Consider the following 23,014-nt stretch of genomic DNA (forward strand, 5'->3'; position numbering starts at 1 on the left):
TTTATTGTTCCGTAAATGAAAGAGGAAGGAAAGGAGGGTTACTCCTCCCTTACGAACTGATAGACCTTTCTCGGTCTTCCTCTTTCGCCGGATTGCTGTTCACCAGCCTGTTCCACAATACCTACGCGCTCAAGTTCAGACAGGATCCTCCGGCCATTACGTTCTGTGCTTTTCAACCAGCGGGACAAATCCTGGGAAGAGAAATATTCGCGGTGGTATTGCTTGGAATAGGAAATGACCTTGGATATGACTCCGGGGCTAAGGTTTGCTTCTTTCATTTTATTTTGCAGGGCATGACCAATTTCGGTCGTAGGATAACTCAATGTCTTCTGTCGATGCTTCAATGAAATGGACTGATCTTCATCGACAATGAGAAGCTGGGGCTCCTGCTCTTCTTTAATGTGACGGAAGCCGATACGTACATGGTTTTCTGCCTGGGAGACAGTCTCGCCAAAGCCTATAGAAACCCGGGCGGTTAAACTCGTCTGGAGGCGGATGTCTTCAATAAGCGTGAAGAGATCTGTTTCAGACTCTTCACTTAACTCACCGCGTGTGGTGAAAATGAAGAAGAGTCCATCTCCGAGCTGCATGACAGAACCATTTGTTTTCTCTGCAATGGACAGAAGCTGCCGTCGTACATCAAGCTCTTGATATTTGGTTTTAAACGAATAGTAGTTTTCTTCTGAGTGGGAGGCGTTCATCTCGACGCGACAGCCGATAATCGCCACTTGTGAATTGCGGAAATGCTTGGATTGGGCACGTTCCTCTAAAAATTTTATAATCATTTTAATGGATAGGTAAGAGGGAGTGACCCGGAATACAGGGACATGATTTTCTTTTAATTCTTTGTATACAGATTTGATGGATGTGATGACGACTTCAGTTTTTCCTTGTTCGTACAATTCGCGGTGAAACCGTGTAAGTTCATCTGCATGACGGACTTCCTCAAATGGGAAGTTCTCATACTTAAGAGCATCTAATTGGTAATAGGACAGGATCTTATCAAATTCCTCACTGGCAATCGTATCGATGCTGACTTTTCGGTACACTTGATTTGAGGTCAGTTGAGCTTCCAATAAGATTCCAAAAAAACTGGACCCGTGCAGGGGGGGATAGGCACTTTCTTCTTCAGTGATCAGTCCGTTTTCCATAGCATAGGTGTGATTAAGAACTCCTGAGAAGAACCATTGATCGACTTCGTGCCTGTGCTGTTTTAAAATGTCCGTTACATCTGACAGTTTCTCATAAGCATAAGGATAGAAAGTAATCTGATCGAATTCCTCAGCTACATACATAATTTGTTCTACGGAATCTTTTGGTCCAATCACACCGATTTTAGTTTTCATCCTTGCTCACCTGCTGTTGATTCAATGTAGGCGGCCAATACATTCGTCCCTTTGTTCAAGTCTTCAATGGAAGCATGCTCTTTGGGATGATGGCTGATTCCTTCACGGCAGGGGATAAAAATAAGCCCTGATGGCCAGCGAACCGCCATGTTCATTACGTCATGACCTGCGCCACTGTCCATTGAGTGAGCGCGGTATCCCGCTGTTTCGGTGATATCTTGAAGTTTCTCTTGAATGGATGAATCCAAATAGACCGAATCATTATCGACAAGCGTGTGTACATGAACATCTAAGCGGCTGGATTGATTCATTGTTTCACAATAATTACGGATTTGGTCAGCGAGGCTTCTTTTCAGTTCATCGTCGACACTTCGAATGTCTATTCCCAGCTGAACTTCTCCCGGAATCACATTCATTACGTTCGGGGAGAGCTGAACGGTGCTTACTGTTGCTACAATAGGTGTAGATTGAACTTCATTTAATTCGCGGGCCTGTTCCTCTACATAAGTAACTAATGGAGCCGCTGCAACGAAAGCATCTGCACGATTGTTCATCGGTGTAGTTCCGGTGTGATTGGCCATTCCTTTAACAGTAACCTGCAGCCTTACAGGACAGGCAACACCACGGACGATGCCGATTTCTGCTTTGTTGTCCTCAATTTGAGTCCCTTGTTCGATATGGAGTTCAAGAAAACTTTCGATATCCTCTGTGCTTTTTTCTGCTTGGTCAATGGAGTTCCAAGATAGACCATAGGATTCAACTGCTTCTTTAATAGTTATTCCGTCGGCATCGACGACACGTCCTAGTTCCTCTTTATCAATCATGCCGGCAGTTGCTTTGCTTCCGACGGTAGAGACGCCGAAGCGGGCAGATTCTTCTGATGCAAAACAGACAATATCAATGTTCTTTTCTGGTTGGAAGCCTTTATCTTTCAAGACTTTGACGGCAGCTAAGCCTGTCAGAACTCCGGCTGCACCATCGTATCCTCCACCTGCGCTGACTGTATCCAGGTGGGATCCGATAGCGATGGCAGGTGCACTTTCTTGAACGCCTTTCCATCGGGCCCATAGATTGCCGGCCTCATCTTGTGTTACATCAAGATTCAATTCTTTGGCAACATTTATGAATGCCTCATGGGCCTGTTTTTCTTCTTCGGTATAGCTGAGTCTGGTAAATCCATTTTCTTCATCCATCTCATCTGTTACGTTGAGTTGTAACAGCTTCTCTTCTAACCATTGCTTCATTGGGTATTTCCTCCTCTTAAAACGTGCGCATAAGCAGCTAGTGCCACCGGTAAAACTTCCTCGTCAAAATCGAATGCCGGCGAGTGGTGGTTCGATGGCAGATGCGTCCCGAACAACATATAAGTGGCCTGACCGCCGTGCGCTTGGACAGCATTCATCATGAAACTGGCATCCTCTGAACCAGACACATTGGCTACCGGGTGGATATGGTTAATCCATGAACTGTGTTGACAATGCTCTTGAATCATAGGAATAAGTGAATCGTCACAGGTGATCGTTTCTGTTTCTCCCACAAATTCAATGTCTACACTTACGTCATACATGGAAGCTGAGGACTGAATGATCCGTTTTGCTTCTTGCTGCATGAAGGAATTGATCGGCTTTGACTCTCCGCGCGTTTCAATTTCCAAATATCCGGAGTCCGCTATGATATTGCGTCCTGCGCCAGCCACAAGCTTGCCAACATTGACACGGCTTACACCTTCACTATGGCGGGGGATGGCATGCAGCTGTGTGGCTGTTGTTGCTGCGGCAAGTAAAGCATTTCGTCCATCTTCCGGCTTCATCCCCGCATGAGAGGATTGTCCGCTGAACGTTACGTTTAACTTTGAAGAAGCGAGAAACCCTTTTGTTACTGCGGCAATGGTGCCAACAGGGAGGGAATTGATCCCAATGTGACCGGAATAAAATTGATCTACGTCTTCAAGCCATCCTAGGTCCGTCATTGCTTTTGCCCCACGTCCGCCTTCTTCAGCCGGCTGAAACAGGAAGGTGAATTTTCCTGAAAGCTGCTCTTTAAAATGGGCAGTTAAATGAGCAAGTCCGAGCCCGATACTAGCGTGCCCGTCATGCCCACAGGCGTGCATGAGACCTTCCAGCTTAGAAGAGAACTTATCCGCATAGGGCTGATGGTCACTATCTGATGCTTCTAATATCGGAAGCGCATCAATGTCAAAACGAAAAGCGAGGTGGGGACCTTCTTTTTTTGTGTCCCATGTGGCGGCAAGGCCGGTGTGACCACCCTTCATGAGGTCCATCCACTCCTGGGGGACACCATTGTCTAAGGCTTGTGTTTCAGCTCTTTGCAGTTCATGTTTGGGAGGCACACCGTACCGGGACTTACTCTTGACGGCATCTTTTCCGATATGGATGGAAAACCCTAGTTTTTCTAACTCTTTTCCTATTTTGTAGGTAGTTTGATATTCAAGAAAGCCCAGTTCGGGCTGCTGATGGAGCTCACGACGCCATGAAATCAACTGGGGCTTAAGTTTCTGAATAAAGGAATCAAATGCGTTTATCATCTTCACCCCTCCTGGTTAGAAAGAGATTGCAGCGTGTCTACAGCCACTTCCGCTAAGAAACGACTGCCCATCGGCAATGCTTTTTCATCCAACTGGAACCCCGGATCGTGAAGGGGTTTTTGTTCAGAAGCCTCTTCTATCTGCGTGCCGAGCCAGATAAATGCACCTGGATAATGGAGTAAAAAGCGTGAGAAATCTTCTCCTGCAAGGGCTGGGTCTACATCTGGTGCTACATTTTCTCCAAAGAGCCGCTGAGCTGTTTTCCTGGCTTGCTGAGCATAGGCTGGAGTATTGATTGTGGCCGGGTAGCCATCTAAGTATTCAACGTCGATCTCTGCTTCAAATGCTTCAGCTGTCTGATTTAGAATGGTGTGGAAACGCTTCTTAATCATCTCTTTTACTTCTGGCTTGTACGTTCGAACCGTGCCCTCGATCGTGACCTCTTTCGGGATGACGTTATAGCGGTGGCCGCCTTCAATTCTGCCAATCGTAACGACAGCTGAATCCAGGGGATTGACGTTCCTGCTTACGATAGTCTGTAGGCTGGAAATCATCTGGTTAGCAACAATGATTGCGTCGTTTCCTTCATGAGGCATGCTGGCATGGCCTCCTCTTCCAGTTACTGTAACAGTAAAGCGGTCGGATGCGCCCATCATCTCCTTGTCACGGATGCCCATCTTACCAACTGGAAGTGCCGGCCAGACGTGCTGTCCATAAATGACGTCCGGTTTGTATTCATCAAATACGCCGTCCTCCATCATTGGACCAGAACCACCGATGGGGGAGGATTCTTCTGCTGGCTGAAATACGAGAAGAACCGTTCCTTTAATCCGATCCTCTATTTGTTTAAGTGCATATCCAGCACCAAGAAGCATGGCTGTATGGGCATCGTGCCCGCAGGCGTGCATTTTTCCATCCACTTCCGAAATGTATGCATGATCGTTAGTTTCCTGAATGGGAAGAGCATCCATGTCGGCTCTTAAAGCTACGGTCTTTCCGGGTTTTCCGCCCTGGATGATGCCAAGGACACCTGTCCCGGCAAAACCACTTTTGTAGGTGATTCCGTATTCTTCGAGTTTTTGTTTTACAACCATGGACGTATTTGTTTCTTCTCCACTCAATTCTGGATATTTATGCAAATGTCGTCGTATATGGTAGATGTCGTTTTCGATGTCGTTTATATGTGATTGTAAGGTTTCCAAAAGAGGACACCCCTTTATGTTATTTTGGACATTGTCCTTAAATGTTCCGTTATTTATGTACTATAACAAAAAACTTATGAAAATTCATTACTATATCAGATAATTTTCAGAAATTTACCTCATTTTTTCTCGTGTAAACGTCTGAATATCAAGGATTGGGTGTTAATGAAATTTTTTTATAAATAGGAAGGTGGTCATTCATATTTATGGTGAAATAATCTTTTTCTGTAAAAGATTACTATAGAAAGGAGGGGAATGTTTATATGAAAAGATAAGGGAATGCCTCGTGAATGAAGTTTGGGTGTGGTGCAGGGGAAGGGGGCACTTTGTGCAGTGATTTTAAAAAAAGCGTCCAGGGGTCTCCCTGAACGCTTTAATAGGCTTGTTCAACTTTTTTACTGTTTACTTTTAATAAACACCTACGTTATCCCATGCTTGAGATACTGCATTCGCTGCTGATGTACCATATAAATCCTGAGCAGATTGTTCCAATGCTTCTCTAGCATTTGTGAAACTGCTGTTCGGTGTCAGATAAACCGTCAATGCACGGTAATAAATTTGTTCGGACTGCGCAATTCCAAGGCTGTTAATTGTATAATAAGCCGCTTTATTAGGAATTCCACTATTGATGTGGACTCCGCCCCAGTCACCAGCTTCTGTATTCGGAAGGTTCTGGTATTCATTCATATGATCTGGTTGATCGTAGGCGTTTGGATTGGATAATGAGCGGAGAGCATCTCCAGATCGACCTGGTGTGTATACGTCTTCACCCATCAACCAATCCTCTGAATCTACAAAGAAACCAAAGACGTCAGAGAATGATTCATTCAGCGCACCGGATTGGTTTTCGTAAACTAACTCAGCCGTTGTATCTGTTACCGCATGAGTCAATTCGTGAGCAACGATATCATCGGCTCCTGATAGGTAAGTGAATGTAGATCCATCTCCATCACCATAAATCATTTGGTTCCCTGTCCAGGCCGCATTGTTGTAATTGCTGCCATAATGGACAGTAGAACGGATGTCGCCACCCTGGTTATCATAGCTCACCCGCCCAAATTGGTCATAGTAATAATCAAAGACTTCTCCAGCATAGTAATGGGCATCAACGGCAGCTTTCTGTCTCTGGCTGTAAAAGGTGTTGCCTGTGTCTGTTACATAGTACCCAGGCAGACTGTAATATTCTCCGCCGTAGTTATCGAACGTTTCAATAACTCCGTTCATCGGTTTGGTTGTATCGAAGAGATAGTACGTGTTGTTATAGAAGTAGGTGTTCAAAGATTTTGTATCGCCAAGTACACCAGTACCTGTGCCTGTTGCTTCATGAACGACATTCATAGATTTAAGGATTTCTCCGTTTTCAGCGTTAATATAAAGCTGCCAGTTTGCAGGGTAAGGCTGAGAAAACTGCAGCTCTACGTGGTAAGCAAGTGTGTATTCTCCGTCTTCATAGTGGACGACGAGATCAGAGTTCTCTGTCAGAGTATTAAAGTCTTCTCCTTTTAAACTCTTTTGCACATGATCGGCTTCAGAACGACTGACATCGATTTGATCCCAGGCTAAATCTAAAGCTTCTTTTTTATTAATCTCTTTCGTCTGTTTGATTTTAGAAGGGGCCTTCTCATGCAGCTCACCGTTTACCGCAGTCACATTTCCGTCTTTATCTGTGTGTACGAGAATTTTAGAATTCGCAACAGGGACCTGACCAATGAGGCGTTGGTATGTATAGTGCGTCATTCCAAGGTCATCCGTCTCAGATTTTAGCAGTTTTAAATCTTTGTTCGGCTTCAATTGGAAAGTTTTCTGGTTCTGTTCAAAGAACTCTTTTACTTCTTTTTCGGACTTTACGTTTTTTCCGTTAAAATCTTCCTTCATAAAGATGGAGGCATCCGCCTGTTGTTTCCCGTTGTTTCCTGCCTCTGCATGCGTGATTGTTCCAGTAGTTACCAGGCTTGTCCCTAATACAAAAGTAGCCATTGCATGTTTCCAATTCATAATAAAATCCCTCCAGTTTTTTGACGCAATTACAATGTATCATAATATTCTGACTTCATGTTTGTGAAAGTCAGGGGGCATAAGTCCTGCTTAAGGGCGATAAAGAAGGGGGACTTGTGAATGTAATAAATTGAATTGAAAATGGTTCAATGAACGTGTATGAAAGCCTAGTTTTAACCATCTTTAGGGAGGATTTCCTTTTCTGGATGGCAGCTACTCTATGATATATAGAATGGAATTTTAGAAGATTATTAAACTAATACATTTGGAGGGGGGATAAAAGAGTTCTGTGCGGAGAAGTGCAGCGTAGTAAAATGGAAAAGGATGAACCAAGTGTTTTTTCTACCATAGAGAAGAAAGCTTAGGAGGGTGAAAAATCATGCATAGAACAAAAGTGATTACAATTGCTTCTGTTTCAGGTGGGGGAAAGACTACTATAACGAAGGAGTTACAAAAAAGGCTGAGTCACTCAGCTGCTTTGTTTTTTGATGACTACAATTTTAATGGCGCTCCTGAGGATTTAATGAACTGGGTGGAAGAAGGACCTGATTATAATCAGTGGGATTTAAAACCGCTTATAGAAGAGGTGGAGGCTTTATTGGCATGCGGGTCATCCACTGACTACATTCTGCTGGATTATCCTTTTTCTTATAAAAACGATGCGTTAAAGAATTTTATTGATTTGTCGATTTATATTGATACTCCATTAGATATAGCACTGGCCCGGCGGCTGATAAGAGACTATGCTGAAGGCACGTATCATGAAATACATAACGATGTAGATTTTTATTTAGAATCGGGCAGAGGTGCCTACCTGGAGATGGAAAACACCATAAAACCAAATGCAGATGTAATCGTAGATGGATCTTTAAAAGTTGATGAAATAGCCGATGTGATTTTACCAGTAATTCGATCCTGAGCAATCATTTTACTGGGAATAGAGTGAATGTTCTTTCAGGGAGGCAAGGGAAAGTGGATGTGTATGGAACGGATTTATTTAAAGGTTCGGCTTGGTATTACTCGAAATATAGACCTATGTATCCCTCATCTCTCATTAGATTTTTAGTCGAAAGGTTTTCATTAACAGGAGAGCAGAACCTCCTTGATTTAGGATGTGGGACAGGGCAGTTTACAATAAGATTCTCAGATTGGTGTCATAAAATAGTCGGAATAGATACAGAGCCTGAAATGATTGAGGAAGCTGAGCGCCTCCACCAGGAAATCAGGATGGGTCAGATTGATTGGTTTAATGGAACGCTGGAGAAATATAAAGCCGGACATCAGGGCCAGTTTCATCTCGTAACAATCGCGAAGGCTTTTCACTGGATGGACAGACCTGCAGTTTTAGAGGAGTTATATGAAATGATTCCGAAGGGCGGCGGGGTGGCTGTTATCGACAACTATCATCCTGATCAATCACTCAGACCGTGGCAGGTAAGACTGAATGAAAAGATAGAAAAGTGGTATGGAAAAGAACGAAAGGCAGGAAAAACGACTTATTCTCACCCGGTTATTCGTCATGAAGAAGTCTTGAAAAAATCAAATTTCGATGTAGAAGTACATACACTGCCTGCATACGAAATCCATTGGACCGTTGAATCAATTCTGGGAAACTTATATTCCACGTCTTATGGATCCAGACGGTTTTTAGGAGCAGATTTAAGGAAGTTTGAGCAAGAAGTCAAAGGGGCATTAATGGATATTTCGCCTGCTGATGACTTTAGGGAAACAGTGAAAATTTCAGTGAAACTTGGTATAAAATAAAAACCCCACATAAAACATGTGGGGAGTGTGTTCAGCTGTTTTTATGATTAAAGACATCTAGAAAAGCATGATAAATCTCTGTTCCTTGGTAAGAAAGAAGAGATAAAGCGGTTAATGAAAACATACCGATCATAATCATTCGAAAAAATAACATTGTTGTTTCCCCCTTTTGAGTTATATAGGAATGATGCAAACTCAAAAGGTAAAATAAAGTTATTGGACTGATAAAAGACCGGCGATAAAAAGATCAGCCTTCGGATATGCTCCACCATATCAGGAACAAAATATGAACCAGACATCACAGCAAGAACCCACAGCAGGATGAAACCTAACCGTACGGCCTTCTGATCATGGTGATCTGGAGAAGGGCTCAGGTCTGTTGTGAGGATATGACTTTCCTGAATTTCTCCTTCTACATAATAAGGTTGGTCATGGTGGTGCATAAACAGTAAGGAGAAACTTAATACTGCAAAGACAATTAAAATCGGCAGTCGTTTGTTCAAGAAAGCCCTCCTTTCTGGCGGGAATATTCTTATTATACAAGAGGTTTAGAATTGTGCAACATAAAACGGTCGACAAACAATTTTCTCTCTGCTTTTATAATTATGAGCATGCCTTGTCCTTTATCATTACTCTTCATAACAGGAAAAATGGGGACAAGTTAAATGCGTTTTATAATGAAAACATTTATATCAGCACAAATAATTCAACGGTATTGCTCCGGACGGTAACTCCTGTGGAATACATAGCATTGCAAAAGCTCCTGATCAATTATGTAAGGGCTGTCAATCTTTTGGAAGATTAAGTACGCATGTAAAAAATTTTTCCTTTTCACAAGTCAAAAGGAGTAGTAAAGTATCCTTATGATTCACCTAACTAGAGAGTGCGTTTCTGCTGAATTTCTGTGCTGGCAAATGACAAATAATGGACATTGGTTAATCTTAAAAATTGGGAAATAAAGCTGGGCTTAAGCGACGTTAGAGAAGAGGGAGGAAGAATACATGAAACAGAAAAAAGCGCTCCGGGATGACCCACGCTACCGTGTGGCGAACCGCGAAGCGCTGATAGGAGCAGGGCTTGTTCTGCTGAATTTCATTATGTGGTTTGGTTTTGCTTATGGACTCGGGTCAAAGCCCGTTGAAGAGTACCAGTACATCTGGGGAATGCCGGCTTGGTTCTTTTATAGTTGTATCGTAACAACGATCTCGATTATTACCTTAGTTGTGCTTGCTGTTGTGTTTCTATTTAAAGAGGTGCCTCTTGATGAGGAGGGTGATGAACAATGAATTGGGAAGTGATCATACCGCTCCTCGTTTTCCTTGTATTTATCTTTTTTACAGGTTTATATGCTTCGAAACATTTAAAGACAACGTCAAACTTTCTTCAGGAATACTTTCTAGGCAGCAGGCAGCTGGGCGGATTTATTTTAGCTATGACCATGATTGCAACGTACGGCAGTGCCAGCAGTTTCGTTGGCGGTCCGGGGGTCGCATATACAATGGGACTCGGGTGGGTGCTGTTGTCGATGACGCAGCTTGCTACCGGGTATTTCGTCCTTTCGGTCCTTGGAAAAAAGTTTGCCATTATGGCACGCAAAATCCGGGCTGTCACATTGATTGACTTCTTGAAGGAGCGCTATCAAAGCAAGTGGGTGGTAATTTTGTCTGCCCTCAGTATCATTATCTTTTTATTTTCAGCTATGGCTGCCCAGTGGGTGGGGGGAGCCAGACTTATCGAGTCATTAACAGGGCTTTCCTATACCGCAGCATTGTTTATTTTTGCTGTATCTGTTCTTGTCTACGTTATTATTGGAGGCTTCCGTGCCGTTGCCATCACAGATACCGTCCAGGGAGTGGTCATGTTTCTTGGTACACTTATTATTTTGGCTGGTACCATTATTGCTGGAGGCGGTGTCGGAAACATTATGACAGATCTGGCTGCTGAGAACCCCGACTTGATTTCTCCCTATGGAGCTGACCGTTCGTTGACACCGCTCTTTGTATCTTCTTTCTGGATCTTAGTAGGTGTTGGTGTTGTCGGGCTTCCTCAGGTGGCCGTCAGAGCAATGTCTTATAAAAGTTCAAGAGGGATGCATAAAGCGTTGATTATCGGAACCGTCGTGGTCGGTTTTATAATGCTCGGGATGCACCTGACAGGCGTATTTGCACGAGCTGTTTTACCCGGCATTGAAGTTGGGGATACAGTCATGCCGAAAATTGCGATGGAGGTCCTTCCTCCGTGGCTTGCAGGAATAGTACTGGCAGCGCCGATGGCAGCTATCATGTCTACAGTGGATTCTCTTCTGCTTCTGGTCAGTTCTGCTATTGTGAAGGATGTTTATTTAAACTATGTAAAACCAGAAGCCAATGATCAAACCATCAAGCGTTTCAGTATGGCTGTGACGACGGTTATCGGAGTGTTGGTTTTCGCCATGGCGGTAAATCCTCCCGAACTGCTGATCTGGCTGAATTTATTCTCCTTTGGAGGCCTTGAAGCAGCATTTATATGGCCGGTCATTATGGGGCTTTATTGGAAAAAAGGAAATGCCGGCGGCGCAATTGCGTCTATTTTGACAGGCGTGTTCAGCTATATTCTGTTTCACACGTTCATGCCGAATGCTTTTGGTATGCACACCGTCGTGCTCCCTGTCCTGTTATCTTTGTTGGCTTATGTTTTAATCAGCTTATTAACAGCTGAAAAGTATGAACAGGTCCAACAAGAAGTGATTACAAAACTTTGGAGCGCTTAATAAAGCTTGAAAAGTAATCCGGATGGTTTTTAATGGAATCATACGTAAATTTATTCTGTATATAAAAAAAGAGTCCTTGACGGGCTCTTTTTTTCGCTTATGGGGATTATAATTGGTTCCCGACAGTTTGATAAAAATGCGGAATCATTTTATAGTCCGTGGCGGCGATTTAATCTCGGCACCGTTTTTGTTGTAAAAACTAAGGTGAGCGGGGAAAGGATCTTTTATATCCTTAGGAAATTTCTTATACCGGACAAAATTCTCATCATCTTTGACTCCTGCTGTGAAACGAAAGGGCTCATCAGCTAAATTCACAGCAAAATAATCTATCTCCAAGTCTGGGTTTCTACCATATACTACGCCATACGTTCCTTGATTTGTTTCTACGTTTTGATAATCCACGATGTTTGTTCCATATCCAGATTGGTCCATTTTATATTTTCCATTCCAACCTTTTATCATATGGGCATAACCTATATCTTTGCTTTGAGTCTGATATAAAAGAATATAGGAACGTGTGTCATCCAGTTGTACGATCTTAATAACGTCGGGATTGATATCTTCTGAGCCTCTGTTCGACCATTCTTTTAAATTAGACTGGACAGCGTCCTGGTTATCTTCTATATGATATTGAGTTCCATAAAACCAGGAGTAACCAAACGTTAGGATGACCAAAAATGAAATCAGGTACGTTAGTTTTTTCAATAGACTACCTCCTTATATACCTTTTTTTCTTGGGAGAAGTGATGTATGTGCACCACCTATGCGGTTGTCCTATGTACCGATGTTTGATGATATCAGGAATAGAAGGAGGACACAATCCAGTCATGAAAGGCACAAGGATGTAGAAATCTAAAGATTGGGCATGTGAATGGAGTATAAAATGGATGGAGGGCGGATTCGTCTTTATCTAAGTACAAAGAGGAAATGAATCTTGTATTTACTTCCATCACAACTTGTGAAATAATTCACATGTGGAGGTGTTGTTATGAATCGTATGACTATAACGGCAGCGTCTGCTGTTGGTGGAATCGTCTCGTTTTTAGCTTTAATTGTTCTGCAGATCATGACTGATACCCATGTTCATGATGTGGTGGCATCTGTTTTCTGGCTTGGTATTGTTGGATTTGCATTGTCTCTTTCTTATGGAATACCAGTTTCTCTTTTTACTGACTGGATGCTGATGAAAATGAACATACAATCAAGAGCAGTCTGTCATGGACTCTTTATTCTTTCACTCGTTCTATTTGGAACGATTATTCCGATCTTAGGTAATCTGGTAGGATTTCTGTTTGCCATTACATACCTTCTGCTCGTTAATGGGAAGTATAAACCGGTGCTGTTTATCAATCTTTGTGCTTTATTTCTTATAACATCTGGAATTATTCTGGAAGTGAATAGCGGCAATATGACCTTTACAAATATGACGCCATTCTTTGTTTTGTATGGGGCAGGGACGCTTGTCATAGCGGTGTTTGTGTTTCTGTTATTTGATGGAACTAATAAAAGAAAGACGATGATCACTAGCTTGAGTGTTTTGCTTGTGTTTCTTCCCAGCTCGATTCATCTTGTCTACGAACATCATCAATTTGAGACACAATATCAGCAAAAACCGGAAATAGCCCATGTCTATGACCTTCTTAATCAAACGGACTATGGATTGGAAGTGGATCTTATAGGTAGTTTTGAAAATGGAGACTACCTCGATCTTACGATACATAAGCATACCGATGGCTTTGTTTCACGGGAGATAGAGCGTGTTACCGAATTAATCCCTGAACGGTCCGGAGGTTATTATCTGCAGATTTATGCAGAGGAAGAATATTTATATCTCACTTTGGATTCTGAAAATGGTTTGATTGAATGTGAACATGTGAGTGCTCCTGAGAGTGTTTGTGAAAAGCTGGAACATGTAAGTCAAACACGTCAATTCAAGGACAGAAATAAAGATTAAAACTGTTAACTGAATGAAAGACTTCCTCAGCAGAGTCTTAATAGAGATCGTGATAGTTAAACTCCTGTAGATGAAGTTTCAGAGGCAATAACACTTAAGTCCAATATCATCTCTAGATCAATCTGAATCACTTTTTCTTGTTTGAGAAAATAATAAAAGGGGAACATTTCCAATAATTGTTTTGGTAATTTTTGGTTTGTGGCTGGATGTCTGCTTATGGACAGTGATTTCTATGAGGAGGAAACCTGAATGACCAAGAATCGTGCAGTAGCGTACACAGGAAATGGCGGGGTAACAGTTAAAGAGATTGATTTTCCGGAACTGGTCCTTCGTGATGGACCTGGAGTAAACCCACAGAATGTAGGGCGAAAATGTGAGCACGGCGTTATTTTGAAAGTCGTATCCACTAATATCTGTGGCAGTGATCAGCATATGGTACGTGGTAGAACGACAGCGCCGGAAGGGCTGGTACTCGGACATGAAATTACAGGAGAAGTGATCGAAACCGGACGGGATGTCGAGTTTGTGAAAAAAGGTGATTTGGTCTCAGTTCCGTTTAATATCGCCTGCGGCAGATGCAGGAATTGTATTGAAGGTAAAACTCATATCTGCTTACATGTGAATCCTGACCGTCCCGGATCTGCGTATGGGTACGTCGATATGGGAGGCTGGGTTGGCGGCCAGTCGGAATATGTGATGGTTCCATATGCCGACTTCCAAGTACTGAAATTTCCCGATAAAGATCAGGCGATGGAAAAGATGCTTGACTTAACAATGCTTTCTGATATTTTTCCTACCGGTTTCCATGGTGCCTGCACAGCCGGCGTGAAGATGGGATCAACTGTCTATATTGCAGGCGCAGGTCCTGTGGGACTGGCTGCAGCTCATTCAGCCCAGCTGCTGGGAGCATCTGTAGTTATTGTTGGTGATTTAATCGAAGAGCGTTTAGCCCAGGCGCGTAGTTTTGGCTGTGAGACAATTAATGTAGGAGAGCATGACGATCTTTCAGAACAGATTGAACAGATTATTGGAGTGCCTGAAGTTGACGCTGCTGTCGACTGTGTCGGTTTTGAAGCTCATGGACATAATCACCAGGAAGCTCCTGCGGCGGTCTTAAATTCAGTAATGGAAGCGACCCGTGCTGGTGGCGGGCTCGGGATCCCTGGGCTTTACGTAACGGAAGATCCGGGAGCATCCGATGAAGATGCCAGAAGAGGAACGTTAAAATTGGATTTCGGGTTAGGGTGGGCGAAAGCTCAAACCTTTGTCACCGGGCAGACGCCTGTCATGCAGTATCATAGAGGACTAATGATGTCCATCTTAAAAGGGAAAGCCAACATTGCTAAAGCGGTAAATGCTACCGTTATTGGTCTGGAAGATGCACCGAAAGGGTACGAAGAATTCGACAGTGGTGCAGCGAAAAAATTTGTGCTCGATCCTCATGGTTTGTTAAGGGGATAATGCAATGGAGTGGAAGGGAACGATTATTTTCTGGTGAAGTTCTTTCTATTATTAGAAACCCCCTTTCTTCGTGCGGAAGCCGAAGAAGGGGGTTTTTGTATGGTTTATTCAGCTGTTATGAACCATATAATACAAATTGAAAAAGAGGGCTGTAAGGAAGTCCTGAGTCAGTCCTCTACATTCGCGCGCCACCTGACGAAGGGTATGGACACTTTGTCCAAATTCCTTCATCAAATGCCGCTGTTCTGATAAATATTCTTATTAAGTTTAAGCTTTCTAATCTTTCCGTTTAGGACTGTGCGATCTTGACGGCGGTTTGGTAGAGTAGTTCCACACCTTTTTGCAAGTCTTCCATTTCGGCGTATTCCAGAGGGTTATGGCTGATTCCTTTTTCACAGCGTACAAATATCATGCCGTAGTCACTGATGTAGGACATAAATAAAGCATCATGGAAAGGGCCGCTCATAAGAGTAGGAGACTCATATCCGAGTTTTTCATCCTCTTCTTTCATGATGTCCTTAATCCAGTCGGCACAGTAGCGGGGATCACTTCTTGTATCTTCGCTTATCGAGTATTCAAGATTTAACGTTTTACTAGTGTCTTCAATGATCTGATAAAGTTTCTTCTCCAATCTCGTACGCGCATCCAGGTCGATATCACGCAGGTCGATGGTGAATTCTACTTTTTCAGGAATGATGTTACGGGAATTAGGGAAGGTCTGAACACTGCCGACCGTTCCGACAGTATTAGGAGTTCCTTCATTTCGAACCAGTTCATTGAATTCTTTTGTAATGGTTGCAGCACCTAAGAAAGCGTCCTGTCGAAGGTTCATTGGAACAGAACCAGCATGCCCGGCAAATCCTTCTAACGTAACGGTTAACCAGATTGGACCTGAGATAGCGGATACGATTCCGACCGGTTTGTCTTGTGATTCCAGTACAGGACCCTGTTCAATATGCAGCTCCAGGAATGCTTCTATGTCACCGGACTCATAAACGGGGCTCTGACTGAAGTCAGGCTCCACCCCAAATTCGCGCAGGGCTTCGAGGCGGGTCATGCCATTTTTGTCTTTCCGTTCTAATTCACCTTCTTCGAGCTGTCCAATGATTCCACGGACACCAAAGACGCCTTTGTTGAACCTGGATCCTTCCTCGTCAGAAAAACAAATGACTTCGATTGTCCGGTTTGGAACAATGTCATTATCTTTTAATGTATGTACCACTTCAATAGCTCCCAGCGCACCTGCTGTACCATCGAAGCGTCCGCCATAGGGCTGGGAATCGATATGAGAACCAAGCATAAGAATCGGTTTTTCTTTATCCTGTCCTTCTATACGGCCGACTAAGTTTCCGAATCCATCAATGCGCGTCTCAAGACCAGCTTCTTCCATCCAGATCTTCACGACATCCACGGCTTCTCTATCTTCTTTTGAATGGGCAAGACGACAGACGCCGGTTTCTCCGATCTTTCCAATTTTGGCTAAGGTGTTGATATGTTCTTCAAACCTGTTTCTATTGATTTGCAACATAATTCCCTCCTTGTATTGGTACTCACTATATCAATATCTCAATTGTCTGACAATTGACAAAATGTAAAATAAAAAAAGCCATCTGGCTAACTTTGGATGTATTTCGATTCATTATAAGGGGGGAGAGGACAGGAAGGAATGGAGGGCTCCTGGTAGAAGAGGGCTGTCATTAATAAAGAAGACGAAAGCTGCTTAAGCTTCCGCCTTAGTAATGTACATAACGTATGGGGAGAAAGAAGTCAGGATGAACTGCTGGAACTGTGTTCTGTTCCCCAAATATGCATTTGTTCAAGTATAGGCATCAGTGTCTTTCCTAAGTCTGTCATTGAATATTCTACTTTCGGGGGGATGGTGTGATATTGGACGCGGTTAATGAAATGATCCTCTTCCAGTTCTTTTAGCTGCTGACTCATTACTTTATGAGAAACACCAGGGAGAAGTCTTCTCAGCTCATTATATCTGTGCGTTCCATCCACCCCCAGGTGCCATAATATGACTGTTTTCCACTTACCGCCAATTTTACCCAGCGTATATTCAATCGAACAATTAAGTTTTCCATCTTTATCTATCGGAGCGCTCATCTATTCGTATTCCTTTCTTACCTTTAGGTTAGCGTCTTACAAAAAAGTGCATACTTACATACCTGCTCACCAAAAATTATAATACAAGTTGAAAGAAGATATAAGGAGGAACAAAAACATGAAGCCTTTTCCAAGAACATTTTCTCATATAGGAATATCTGTACCAAACCTAGAAGACGCAATTAACTTTTATACCGGGGTGTTTGGCTGGTATGTCATTATGGAGCCATCAGAAGTGAAGAATGACGATACTCCAATTGGTCAAATGTGTCGTGATGTATTTGGTGATGACTGGGACGAATTTAGGATTGCCCATCTAGCTACTGGTGATAAAATCGGGATCGAGATGTTCGAGTTTCCGGACAATGAACAACCAGAGAACAACTTTGAATATTGGAAGACAGGACTGTTTCACTTTTGTGTTCAAGATCCTGATATAGAAGGGATTGTAGAAAAGATTAAGCAGCATGGTGGAAAACAACGCATGCCTATCCGCGAATATTATCCTGGTGAGAAACCATTTAAGATGGTTTATGTAGAGGATCCTTTTGGGAATATTTTTGAAATCTATACGCACAGTTATGAATTAACTTATTCAGAGGGTGCTTATTAACGCCAGCATCATCGTTCTATCTTCCACACTCCGTTCATTTTTTTACTTGCCTATACTTCAAGAATAGCAAAGAGGGACAGGTGTAGTTTTTCCTACACCTGTCCCTCTCATTCTTTATTGTATTTCCTGAAGTAACTCTTCTGTAACGGATTGATTAACGGCTCCCGGCCCGCCTAATATTGTGAAGTGGCGGACACCAAGTACCTCGGCCGCATCAGCGATGGAGTCATCAAGGCTGGTCGGTGGTACCAGCAGGAACGTACTGTTTGTTTTTGCAGCAAGGACAGAGCCTGTCAGAGCATCAGCGAAATTCGCTCCTGTTGCAATAAACGCTTTATCTTGAGGATTTAGGATTGTTGCCACCTGGGCTGATGTTTCGTAACGATCCTCACCGCCATACCGTGCAGCGTCAGGAAGCATATCGAATACAGTCTCGGATACAACCGCACTTCCACCAATAACAATGCTGGACTGTAAGCTTGATAGTGCTGTTTTCGTAACATCAGGAAGTGTGTTCTGCTTGGTTAATAGAATTGGATAACCTCTTTCTGCTGCATAAGAAGCGATGGAAAGGGCATCTGGAAAGTTCATACCATTCGCTATGACAGCCTGATCAGAGTCACCGTTTAAGTAAGCCGCTATATTTGCAGCAGTGGCAAAGCGATCTTTTCCTCCGATTCGCTCGACATCAAGCCCCATACCTTTTAGTTCTTTCTCTACATCTGTAGTTACAGCGTTCGCTCCTCCAAGGATTACCGCCTTTTTAGCTTTCAATCTTACTAGTTCATCTTTCACTGACTGGGAAAGCGTATCCTCCGTTAATAAGATAGGTGCATCCATCTTATAGGCAAGAGGCGCACCTGCAAGAGCGTCAGGGAAGTCATCACCGCGGGCGATGAAGACTGTTTCTGCTTCACCCCATCCATGTTCGGAGATTTGTACGGCTGTTTCATAACGGTCTTGTCCTGAAAGGCGTTCAGAAGATGCTGGTATGACAGACTTAATGGCATGCCAGAATTCCTCTGAGATTCTTTGGTAACCCTCTGGTCCTGGATGGACGTTTTCAGGGTTTGGAAGGTACGTCGGATAATCCTCACTAATGGCATCAAAAGTAGGGACGTAACCACTGCCGGTTCCAGATGAGACAGCTTGAATGACTTGATTCAAGGCTTTCATAAGCGGAGTTAATTCTGCTTGCTGCTCTGCAGGGTAAGCGTAGAATGGGTTGTAATAACCCATCACAAAAATTTTGGCGTCAGGATTCAGCGCTCGAATGTTTCCGAGGATTCCCTTGTAATTGTCGCCTGCCTGTTCAAGCAGGTCTTTGACAACTTCCGGGTTCTTCAACTTTTCCGGGTCGTTTTTAAATACTTCAAGGAAATCATTGGCGCCTACGCTCACTGTAATGAGATCGGCTTGAGTGACTGCAAGCTGAGCATCAGGGTTTGTCTGTAGTTGTGTTAAGAGGCCTTCAGATGTTAAACCGGGCACGGCAAATTCCTTCGTAAATGATCCTAAGCGGTAAATGTTCTCCAAATCATCTGCAATGTAGTCCGCATAACTGACACCAGCGGTATTATCGTATTGAATTCCATAGGCTAACGAGTCCCCAAGCGCGACATAGCTCCATTCTTCGACACCATGGTCTGTCTGCGCAGCTGAAACGATCGATGGAAAAACCAACATCATGACGAGTGACAGGATTGCAAATAACCGAATCTTTTTCTTGCCGACCTTCTTTTGATTCAACAGTTTCCCCTCCTCATTTTGATATCCTGTTTAATAAAAATATTGTTTACTAAAGGACATCACTCTTATATAATTTGCTCTTTTTACCATTAATCCTGCTAATTCGAGATTATAAATGAGGATGTATGACCTATATTTTTCAGAATACAATTGAAACGTATCTCTCATGTAGTACGTATAGCACATTTAGATTCATGTATGCCTATAAGTTGTGTTAGGAATAAGAAGGGGGCTTTCATTAGGGGGAGTAATAAGAAGAATGGGTTCACCGACATAAAGTTTCATTATATAATCGCAATTGCATCCCTCGTGTCCTGGCTGTTGCATTTTGCTGCCAATTTGGATTTATACCATAAGGAGGAACTATATTCTGGGATAACTTTTATCTGCATAGCTGTCTCTGTTTATCTGGCATGCGTATTTACATATAAGCGATTAAAATAGGTTTTCTATCATTAGAGTACCTGCTTTTATAAGATAGACTGTAAAAATAACGCTACACATGAAAGATCGAAGCCATTGTTGGACTCGTTTCTTATGCAGAATACATTTCTTAAGGGGGATTGCAGCTGTATGATTCACTATTTCTCTTGAACACACAACCATACATCACCATTCGTCAACTCGGCAAAAACGGCATAATCACAACCTTCTATGATCGTATCTGCTTTTTTCTCTACTATGTTTGAACCTTTTTCTATAGTAAATGTACGATCGCTTGATCGGCCGTCAATCTTACCGTAGTTTTCTACGTAATAATCATTCTCATCTTTCCAATGGTGGATCGTCCGATTATTTTTTGCTTCATTCAGATTTGAGTTGAATAGAGTGAAAATAATACAAAAAGAACCAAACGCGATAAATCCCCATCCGACATACTTAATTGTGTCTAAAGTGTTTTTTTTTAGATTAAGTGTTTCTTTCCGAATGACACGAACTAAAATAATTCCTCCCAGTAAAACAAGTGAAAACAATAAAAGTAGTCCCCATTGAACTTCCGAAGTGCCATACTCTAACAAAACATCCTTCAATGTACTCTCTCCTTTTACCTGCTGCTGATTGATTTATATTCGTTCTGGTATATATACCCTGAGTCTGGTTCTTAGAATCTAAATAGTAGTGACTATAGTTTCTTTACTATCTGACTAATCAATATACTGAACTGACTGGAAGTGAAAGAAGAACAAAAATAGAGGGGGTTACAGATAGAGGAGGAATATTAAAAAATTGGTCAATTCCAGTTTATTTATTATCTTTTCAAGCGCTGAGAAGCCGGGTTCTGTTAAAAGAGGCAGGAACTATGATCTTTGGGCATGTTTTCCTGCACTGCTACATATCCTACTACTACTAGAGAAATTAGTAGGGAGTGAGCCTATGGCTTTTACTTACGGAAAAGATGAGCTGATCGGTGATCTGCAGGAGGTTTTTGCAAGACATAACGTCCAGTCCATTAAAGTGAAGGAACCGGGAACGTTATTTCGAGTAGAAGCGGATGGATCGTTGACAATTGGAATAGGAGCAACCATTACGTCATTCGAACGACACCCTGAAGAAAAACAAGGGGTGAAATTTAAACTGATTGATGGAAAGAAGAAATAACTAAAAATCCTGCGTGATCCTACACGCAGGATTTTTATATGTTCATTAGGTTTACGCTTTCTTCCAATAAGCTGCTTCCTTACTGGAACGTAGTGGTGGGAACGTGTCTTCCTTGCTTAGCTCAATATGTTTTTCGTCCTCAGTTACGTTATTGTTTTTACGTCCATCTACTAAACCATCGAATTCGTAAGTACCTGCTTCTGGAGCTTTTTCTCCTGTCTTGTAACGGTCTGCCATTATTAAATGCATCCTTTCAAATAAGTTTTTGTTGTGCGCACATAAGTTATATATCCGCTTTACCACATTTAAAAACCCACATTTGTAAAAAAAATACATTCAGTACATTTGAACTGAATTTCAAAAGATAAACCTTTCCGTTTGACTAATCGAATGAAGGTTATTATCATAAATACATGTAAAATAGTTTGTGTAGCAACATCATGAATTCGAAATAAAATGAGTGAAATTGCAGGCGTGTTATATATTTTTTTAATTGAGTTGCTATAACAACTAACGATATAGATGGAGGGTTTTTAAATGACTAAAGTATTATTCATTAAAGCAAATTCCAGACCAAAGGAACAATCCGTAAGCGTGAAATTGTATCACACTTTCCTTGATCACTATAAAAAGAATCATCCAGACCATGAAATCGAAGAGCTTGACCTTTTTGAAGAAAACCTGGGCTATTACGATACAGATAAAATTAACGGGATGTTTAAGCTTTCTAAAGGGATGGAATTGACGTCTGAAGAAGTGAAAGCCACGAATCAAGTAACGGCTTATTTAGATCAGTTTTTAGCAGCAGATAAAGTCGTTTTTGCTTTTCCACTTTGGAACTTTACGATTCCAGCTGTTCTGCATACGTATTTTGATTACCTCGCACAAGCTGGGAAAACGTTCCGTTATACGGAAGAAGGGCCGGTTGGACTGCTCCCTGATAAGAAGGTTGCCATTCTAAATGCCCGAGGCGGGGTCTATTCAGAGGGACCGGCACAATCGGCAGAAATGGCTGTCAATTATGTGGAGAATATTCTGCAGTTCTGGGGGATCGAGGACCGAACGACACTTGTCGTTGAAGGTCATAACCAATTCCCTGATCAGGCAGAAGAGATTGTTGAGAATGGAATAGAAAGAGCTGCGGTGGCTGCTGCGGCCTTTTAAATGAGAACGTTGAGCGCACACCAGACTTAGGTGCTGCGCTCTTTTTAAGCAGAATGGTTGAAGATCAGGGAGAAAACCACTAACCTGATTCTATATTTATAAAGGGAAAAGGAGGGGAATCAGATGAGCAGCACAGATGAGGTTAAAGTGAGCGGCATTCTAAAAAAGAACGAATATAAATTGTATCATGCCTATTATTACAGTAGTTTAATTCTGGGTCTTTTTACCATCACGCTTATTTTATTCGGTGTATTATTTTATCCGGCAGTAGATGGAAGTTTGCTTAAACGAGCGGTGTATGCTTTTGGTTTTGCGTTAGTACCGGCTGCTTTTGTTGTATTCGTTACGAAGTTTGTGATCCATCTCCGCTCCACAGGAGAATATACGAGTGATCAGTTAAATCGACACAGGTATACGTATACCATTAATGACGAGGGGATTTCACTCGAGGAAAAACAAGCAAACCAAAGCTTTACATGGAAGGACCTTCTTTCATTCCATGATCATCCGCGGATGTTTTTAGTTTATGTGACTGGAAACAATGTACTTGTTCTGCCTAAGCGTTATTTTGAAACGAATCAGCAGATAGAGTCGTTTGTGCAGATTCTCACTGATCATTCGCCCTATAAAAAAGTACGGTGTTTATAACAATAGATAAGATAAGCGTAGAGTCCCGGGCTCTACGCTTTTTTTCTCTGCCTAAATTTCTGCATAAAAAATCATTAAGTTGGCATTTTAAATAGAAGGAAAACTAGTGAGGTGAC

General features: G+C 42.4%; 24 protein-coding genes. 12 read left to right on the forward strand and 12 right to left on the reverse strand.

The features are described from left to right. Positions 1-38: 38 nt before the first annotated feature. From LC036_RS01455 to LC036_RS01475, 5 genes are all read right to left on the reverse strand, one after another. On the reverse strand, positions 39-1,346 hold the full coding sequence (locus LC036_RS01455) for a hypothetical protein (protein ID WP_226577206.1): 1,308 nt from the start codon (positions 1,344-1,346) through the stop codon (positions 39-41). Then, positions 1,343-2,590, reverse strand: a complete 1,248-nt coding sequence (locus LC036_RS01460) for a M20 family metallo-hydrolase (protein ID WP_226577210.1) — start codon at positions 2,588-2,590, stop codon at positions 1,343-1,345. Before LC036_RS01460 ends, LC036_RS01455 begins: the two co-directional genes overlap by 4 nt. Next, positions 2,587-3,891, reverse strand: coding sequence for an amidohydrolase (locus LC036_RS01465; RefSeq protein ID WP_226577213.1), 1,305 nt, complete (start codon positions 3,889-3,891; stop codon positions 2,587-2,589). The genes LC036_RS01460 and LC036_RS01465 overlap by 4 nt, the downstream gene beginning before the upstream one ends. 2 nt (positions 3,892-3,893) lie before the next feature. Then, positions 3,894-5,093, reverse strand: a complete 1,200-nt coding sequence (locus LC036_RS01470; RefSeq protein ID WP_226577215.1) for a M20 metallopeptidase family protein — start codon at positions 5,091-5,093, stop codon at positions 3,894-3,896. 408 nt (positions 5,094-5,501) lie between these two features. Next, complete coding sequence (locus tag LC036_RS01475) at positions 5,502-7,088, reverse strand: M4 family metallopeptidase (RefSeq protein WP_226577219.1); 1,587 nt, start codon at positions 7,086-7,088, stop codon at positions 5,502-5,504. A gap of 379 nt (positions 7,089-7,467) precedes the next feature. Between LC036_RS01475 and LC036_RS01480 the strand changes: the two genes are divergently transcribed. Together LC036_RS01480 and LC036_RS01485 are read left to right on the forward strand one after the other, a co-directional pair. Continuing rightward, a complete protein-coding gene (locus LC036_RS01480) occupies positions 7,468-8,007 on the forward strand; it encodes a hypothetical protein (protein ID WP_226577221.1) in 540 nt (179 codons plus the stop codon). Between the two features lie 53 nt (positions 8,008-8,060). Continuing rightward, positions 8,061-8,852, forward strand: a complete 792-nt coding sequence (locus LC036_RS01485; RefSeq protein WP_226577224.1) for a class I SAM-dependent methyltransferase — start codon at positions 8,061-8,063, stop codon at positions 8,850-8,852. A gap of 47 nt (positions 8,853-8,899) precedes the next feature. Here LC036_RS01485 and LC036_RS01490 read toward each other — a convergent pair whose 3' ends face one another. Then, on the reverse strand, positions 8,900-9,355 hold the full coding sequence (locus LC036_RS01490) for a hypothetical protein (RefSeq protein WP_226580056.1): 456 nt from the start codon (positions 9,353-9,355) through the stop codon (positions 8,900-8,902). Positions 9,356-9,408: 53 nt separating this feature from the next. On the opposite strand from LC036_RS01490, the gene LC036_RS01495 reads away from it, so the two are divergent. The 3 genes from LC036_RS01495 to panF all read left to right on the forward strand — a co-directional run bounded on the left by LC036_RS01495 (position 9,409) and on the right by panF (position 11,601). Then, positions 9,409-9,657 carry a hypothetical protein gene (locus tag LC036_RS01495; RefSeq protein WP_226577227.1) on the forward strand — a complete coding sequence of 83 codons (249 nt, stop codon included), beginning with the start codon at positions 9,409-9,411 and terminating at the stop codon, positions 9,655-9,657. Between the two features lie 196 nt (positions 9,658-9,853). Then, the gene (locus LC036_RS01500; RefSeq protein WP_226577230.1) at positions 9,854-10,138 is read left to right on the forward strand and encodes a YhdT family protein; all 285 of its coding nucleotides are present in this window, start codon (positions 9,854-9,856) and stop codon (positions 10,136-10,138) included. Continuing rightward, on the forward strand, positions 10,135-11,601 hold the full coding sequence (gene panF, locus LC036_RS01505) for a sodium/pantothenate symporter (RefSeq protein ID WP_226577232.1): 1,467 nt from the start codon (positions 10,135-10,137) through the stop codon (positions 11,599-11,601). The genes LC036_RS01500 and panF overlap by 4 nt, the downstream gene beginning before the upstream one ends. A gap of 144 nt (positions 11,602-11,745) precedes the next feature. Here the strand turns inward: panF and LC036_RS01510 are convergent, their stop codons facing one another. After that, complete coding sequence (locus tag LC036_RS01510) at positions 11,746-12,306, reverse strand: hypothetical protein (RefSeq protein WP_226577235.1); 561 nt, start codon at positions 12,304-12,306, stop codon at positions 11,746-11,748. Positions 12,307-12,589: 283 nt separating this feature from the next. On the opposite strand from LC036_RS01510, the gene LC036_RS01515 reads away from it, so the two are divergent. The 3 genes from LC036_RS01515 to LC036_RS01525 all read left to right on the forward strand — a co-directional run bounded on the left by LC036_RS01515 (position 12,590) and on the right by LC036_RS01525 (position 15,265). Further along, entirely contained in the window at positions 12,590-13,555 is a 966-nt protein-coding gene (locus LC036_RS01515) for a hypothetical protein (protein WP_226577237.1), read from the forward strand. A gap of 249 nt (positions 13,556-13,804) precedes the next feature. After that, positions 13,805-15,016, forward strand: a complete 1,212-nt coding sequence (gene fdhA, locus LC036_RS01520; RefSeq protein ID WP_226577240.1) for a formaldehyde dehydrogenase, glutathione-independent — start codon at positions 13,805-13,807, stop codon at positions 15,014-15,016. A 99-nt stretch (positions 15,017-15,115) separates the two neighbouring features. After that, positions 15,116-15,265, forward strand: a complete 150-nt coding sequence (locus tag LC036_RS01525) for a hypothetical protein (protein ID WP_226577242.1) — start codon at positions 15,116-15,118, stop codon at positions 15,263-15,265. Positions 15,266-15,305: 40 nt separating this feature from the next. Here LC036_RS01525 and LC036_RS01530 read toward each other — a convergent pair whose 3' ends face one another. Together LC036_RS01530 and LC036_RS01535 are read right to left on the reverse strand one after the other, a co-directional pair. Beyond that, positions 15,306-16,541 (reverse strand): Zn-dependent hydrolase, encoded by a 1,236-nt coding sequence (locus tag LC036_RS01530; protein ID WP_226579934.1) that lies wholly within the window; start codon positions 16,539-16,541, stop codon positions 15,306-15,308. Positions 16,542-16,783: 242 nt separating this feature from the next. Beyond that, complete coding sequence (locus tag LC036_RS01535) at positions 16,784-17,125, reverse strand: winged helix-turn-helix transcriptional regulator (protein WP_226577245.1); 342 nt, start codon at positions 17,123-17,125, stop codon at positions 16,784-16,786. Positions 17,126-17,243: 118 nt separating this feature from the next. Between LC036_RS01535 and LC036_RS01540 the strand changes: the two genes are divergently transcribed. Then, complete coding sequence (locus LC036_RS01540; protein WP_226577248.1) at positions 17,244-17,738, forward strand: lactoylglutathione lyase family protein; 495 nt, start codon at positions 17,244-17,246, stop codon at positions 17,736-17,738. Positions 17,739-17,852: 114 nt separating this feature from the next. On the opposite strand, the gene LC036_RS01545 is transcribed toward LC036_RS01540, so the two are convergent. Continuing rightward, complete coding sequence (locus LC036_RS01545) at positions 17,853-19,487, reverse strand: cell wall-binding repeat-containing protein (RefSeq protein ID WP_226577251.1); 1,635 nt, start codon at positions 19,485-19,487, stop codon at positions 17,853-17,855. Positions 19,488-20,068: 581 nt separating this feature from the next. Then, positions 20,069-20,518, reverse strand: coding sequence for a hypothetical protein (locus LC036_RS01550; protein ID WP_226577253.1), 450 nt, complete (start codon positions 20,516-20,518; stop codon positions 20,069-20,071). 343 nt (positions 20,519-20,861) lie between these two features. Here LC036_RS01550 and LC036_RS01555 point away from each other — a divergent pair, with 343 nt between their 5' ends. Beyond that, a complete protein-coding gene (locus LC036_RS01555; protein ID WP_226577256.1) occupies positions 20,862-21,086 on the forward strand; it encodes a hypothetical protein in 225 nt (74 codons plus the stop codon). Positions 21,087-21,137: 51 nt separating this feature from the next. On the opposite strand, the gene LC036_RS01560 is transcribed toward LC036_RS01555, so the two are convergent. Further along, the gene (locus LC036_RS01560; protein ID WP_226577259.1) at positions 21,138-21,323 is read right to left on the reverse strand and encodes a YjzC family protein; all 186 of its coding nucleotides are present in this window, start codon (positions 21,321-21,323) and stop codon (positions 21,138-21,140) included. A 300-nt stretch (positions 21,324-21,623) separates the two neighbouring features. On the opposite strand from LC036_RS01560, the gene LC036_RS01565 reads away from it, so the two are divergent. Next, complete coding sequence (locus tag LC036_RS01565; RefSeq protein WP_226577262.1) at positions 21,624-22,250, forward strand: FMN-dependent NADH-azoreductase; 627 nt, start codon at positions 21,624-21,626, stop codon at positions 22,248-22,250. Positions 22,251-22,373: 123 nt separating this feature from the next. Beyond that, positions 22,374-22,898, forward strand: coding sequence for a YcxB family protein (locus LC036_RS01570; RefSeq protein ID WP_226577266.1), 525 nt, complete (start codon positions 22,374-22,376; stop codon positions 22,896-22,898). Positions 22,899-23,014: the final 116 nt, after the last annotated feature.

The organism is Halobacillus litoralis (genome assembly GCF_020524025.1).
Classification (GTDB): Bacteria; Bacillota; Bacilli; order Bacillales; family Halobacillaceae; genus Halobacillus; species Halobacillus litoralis_D.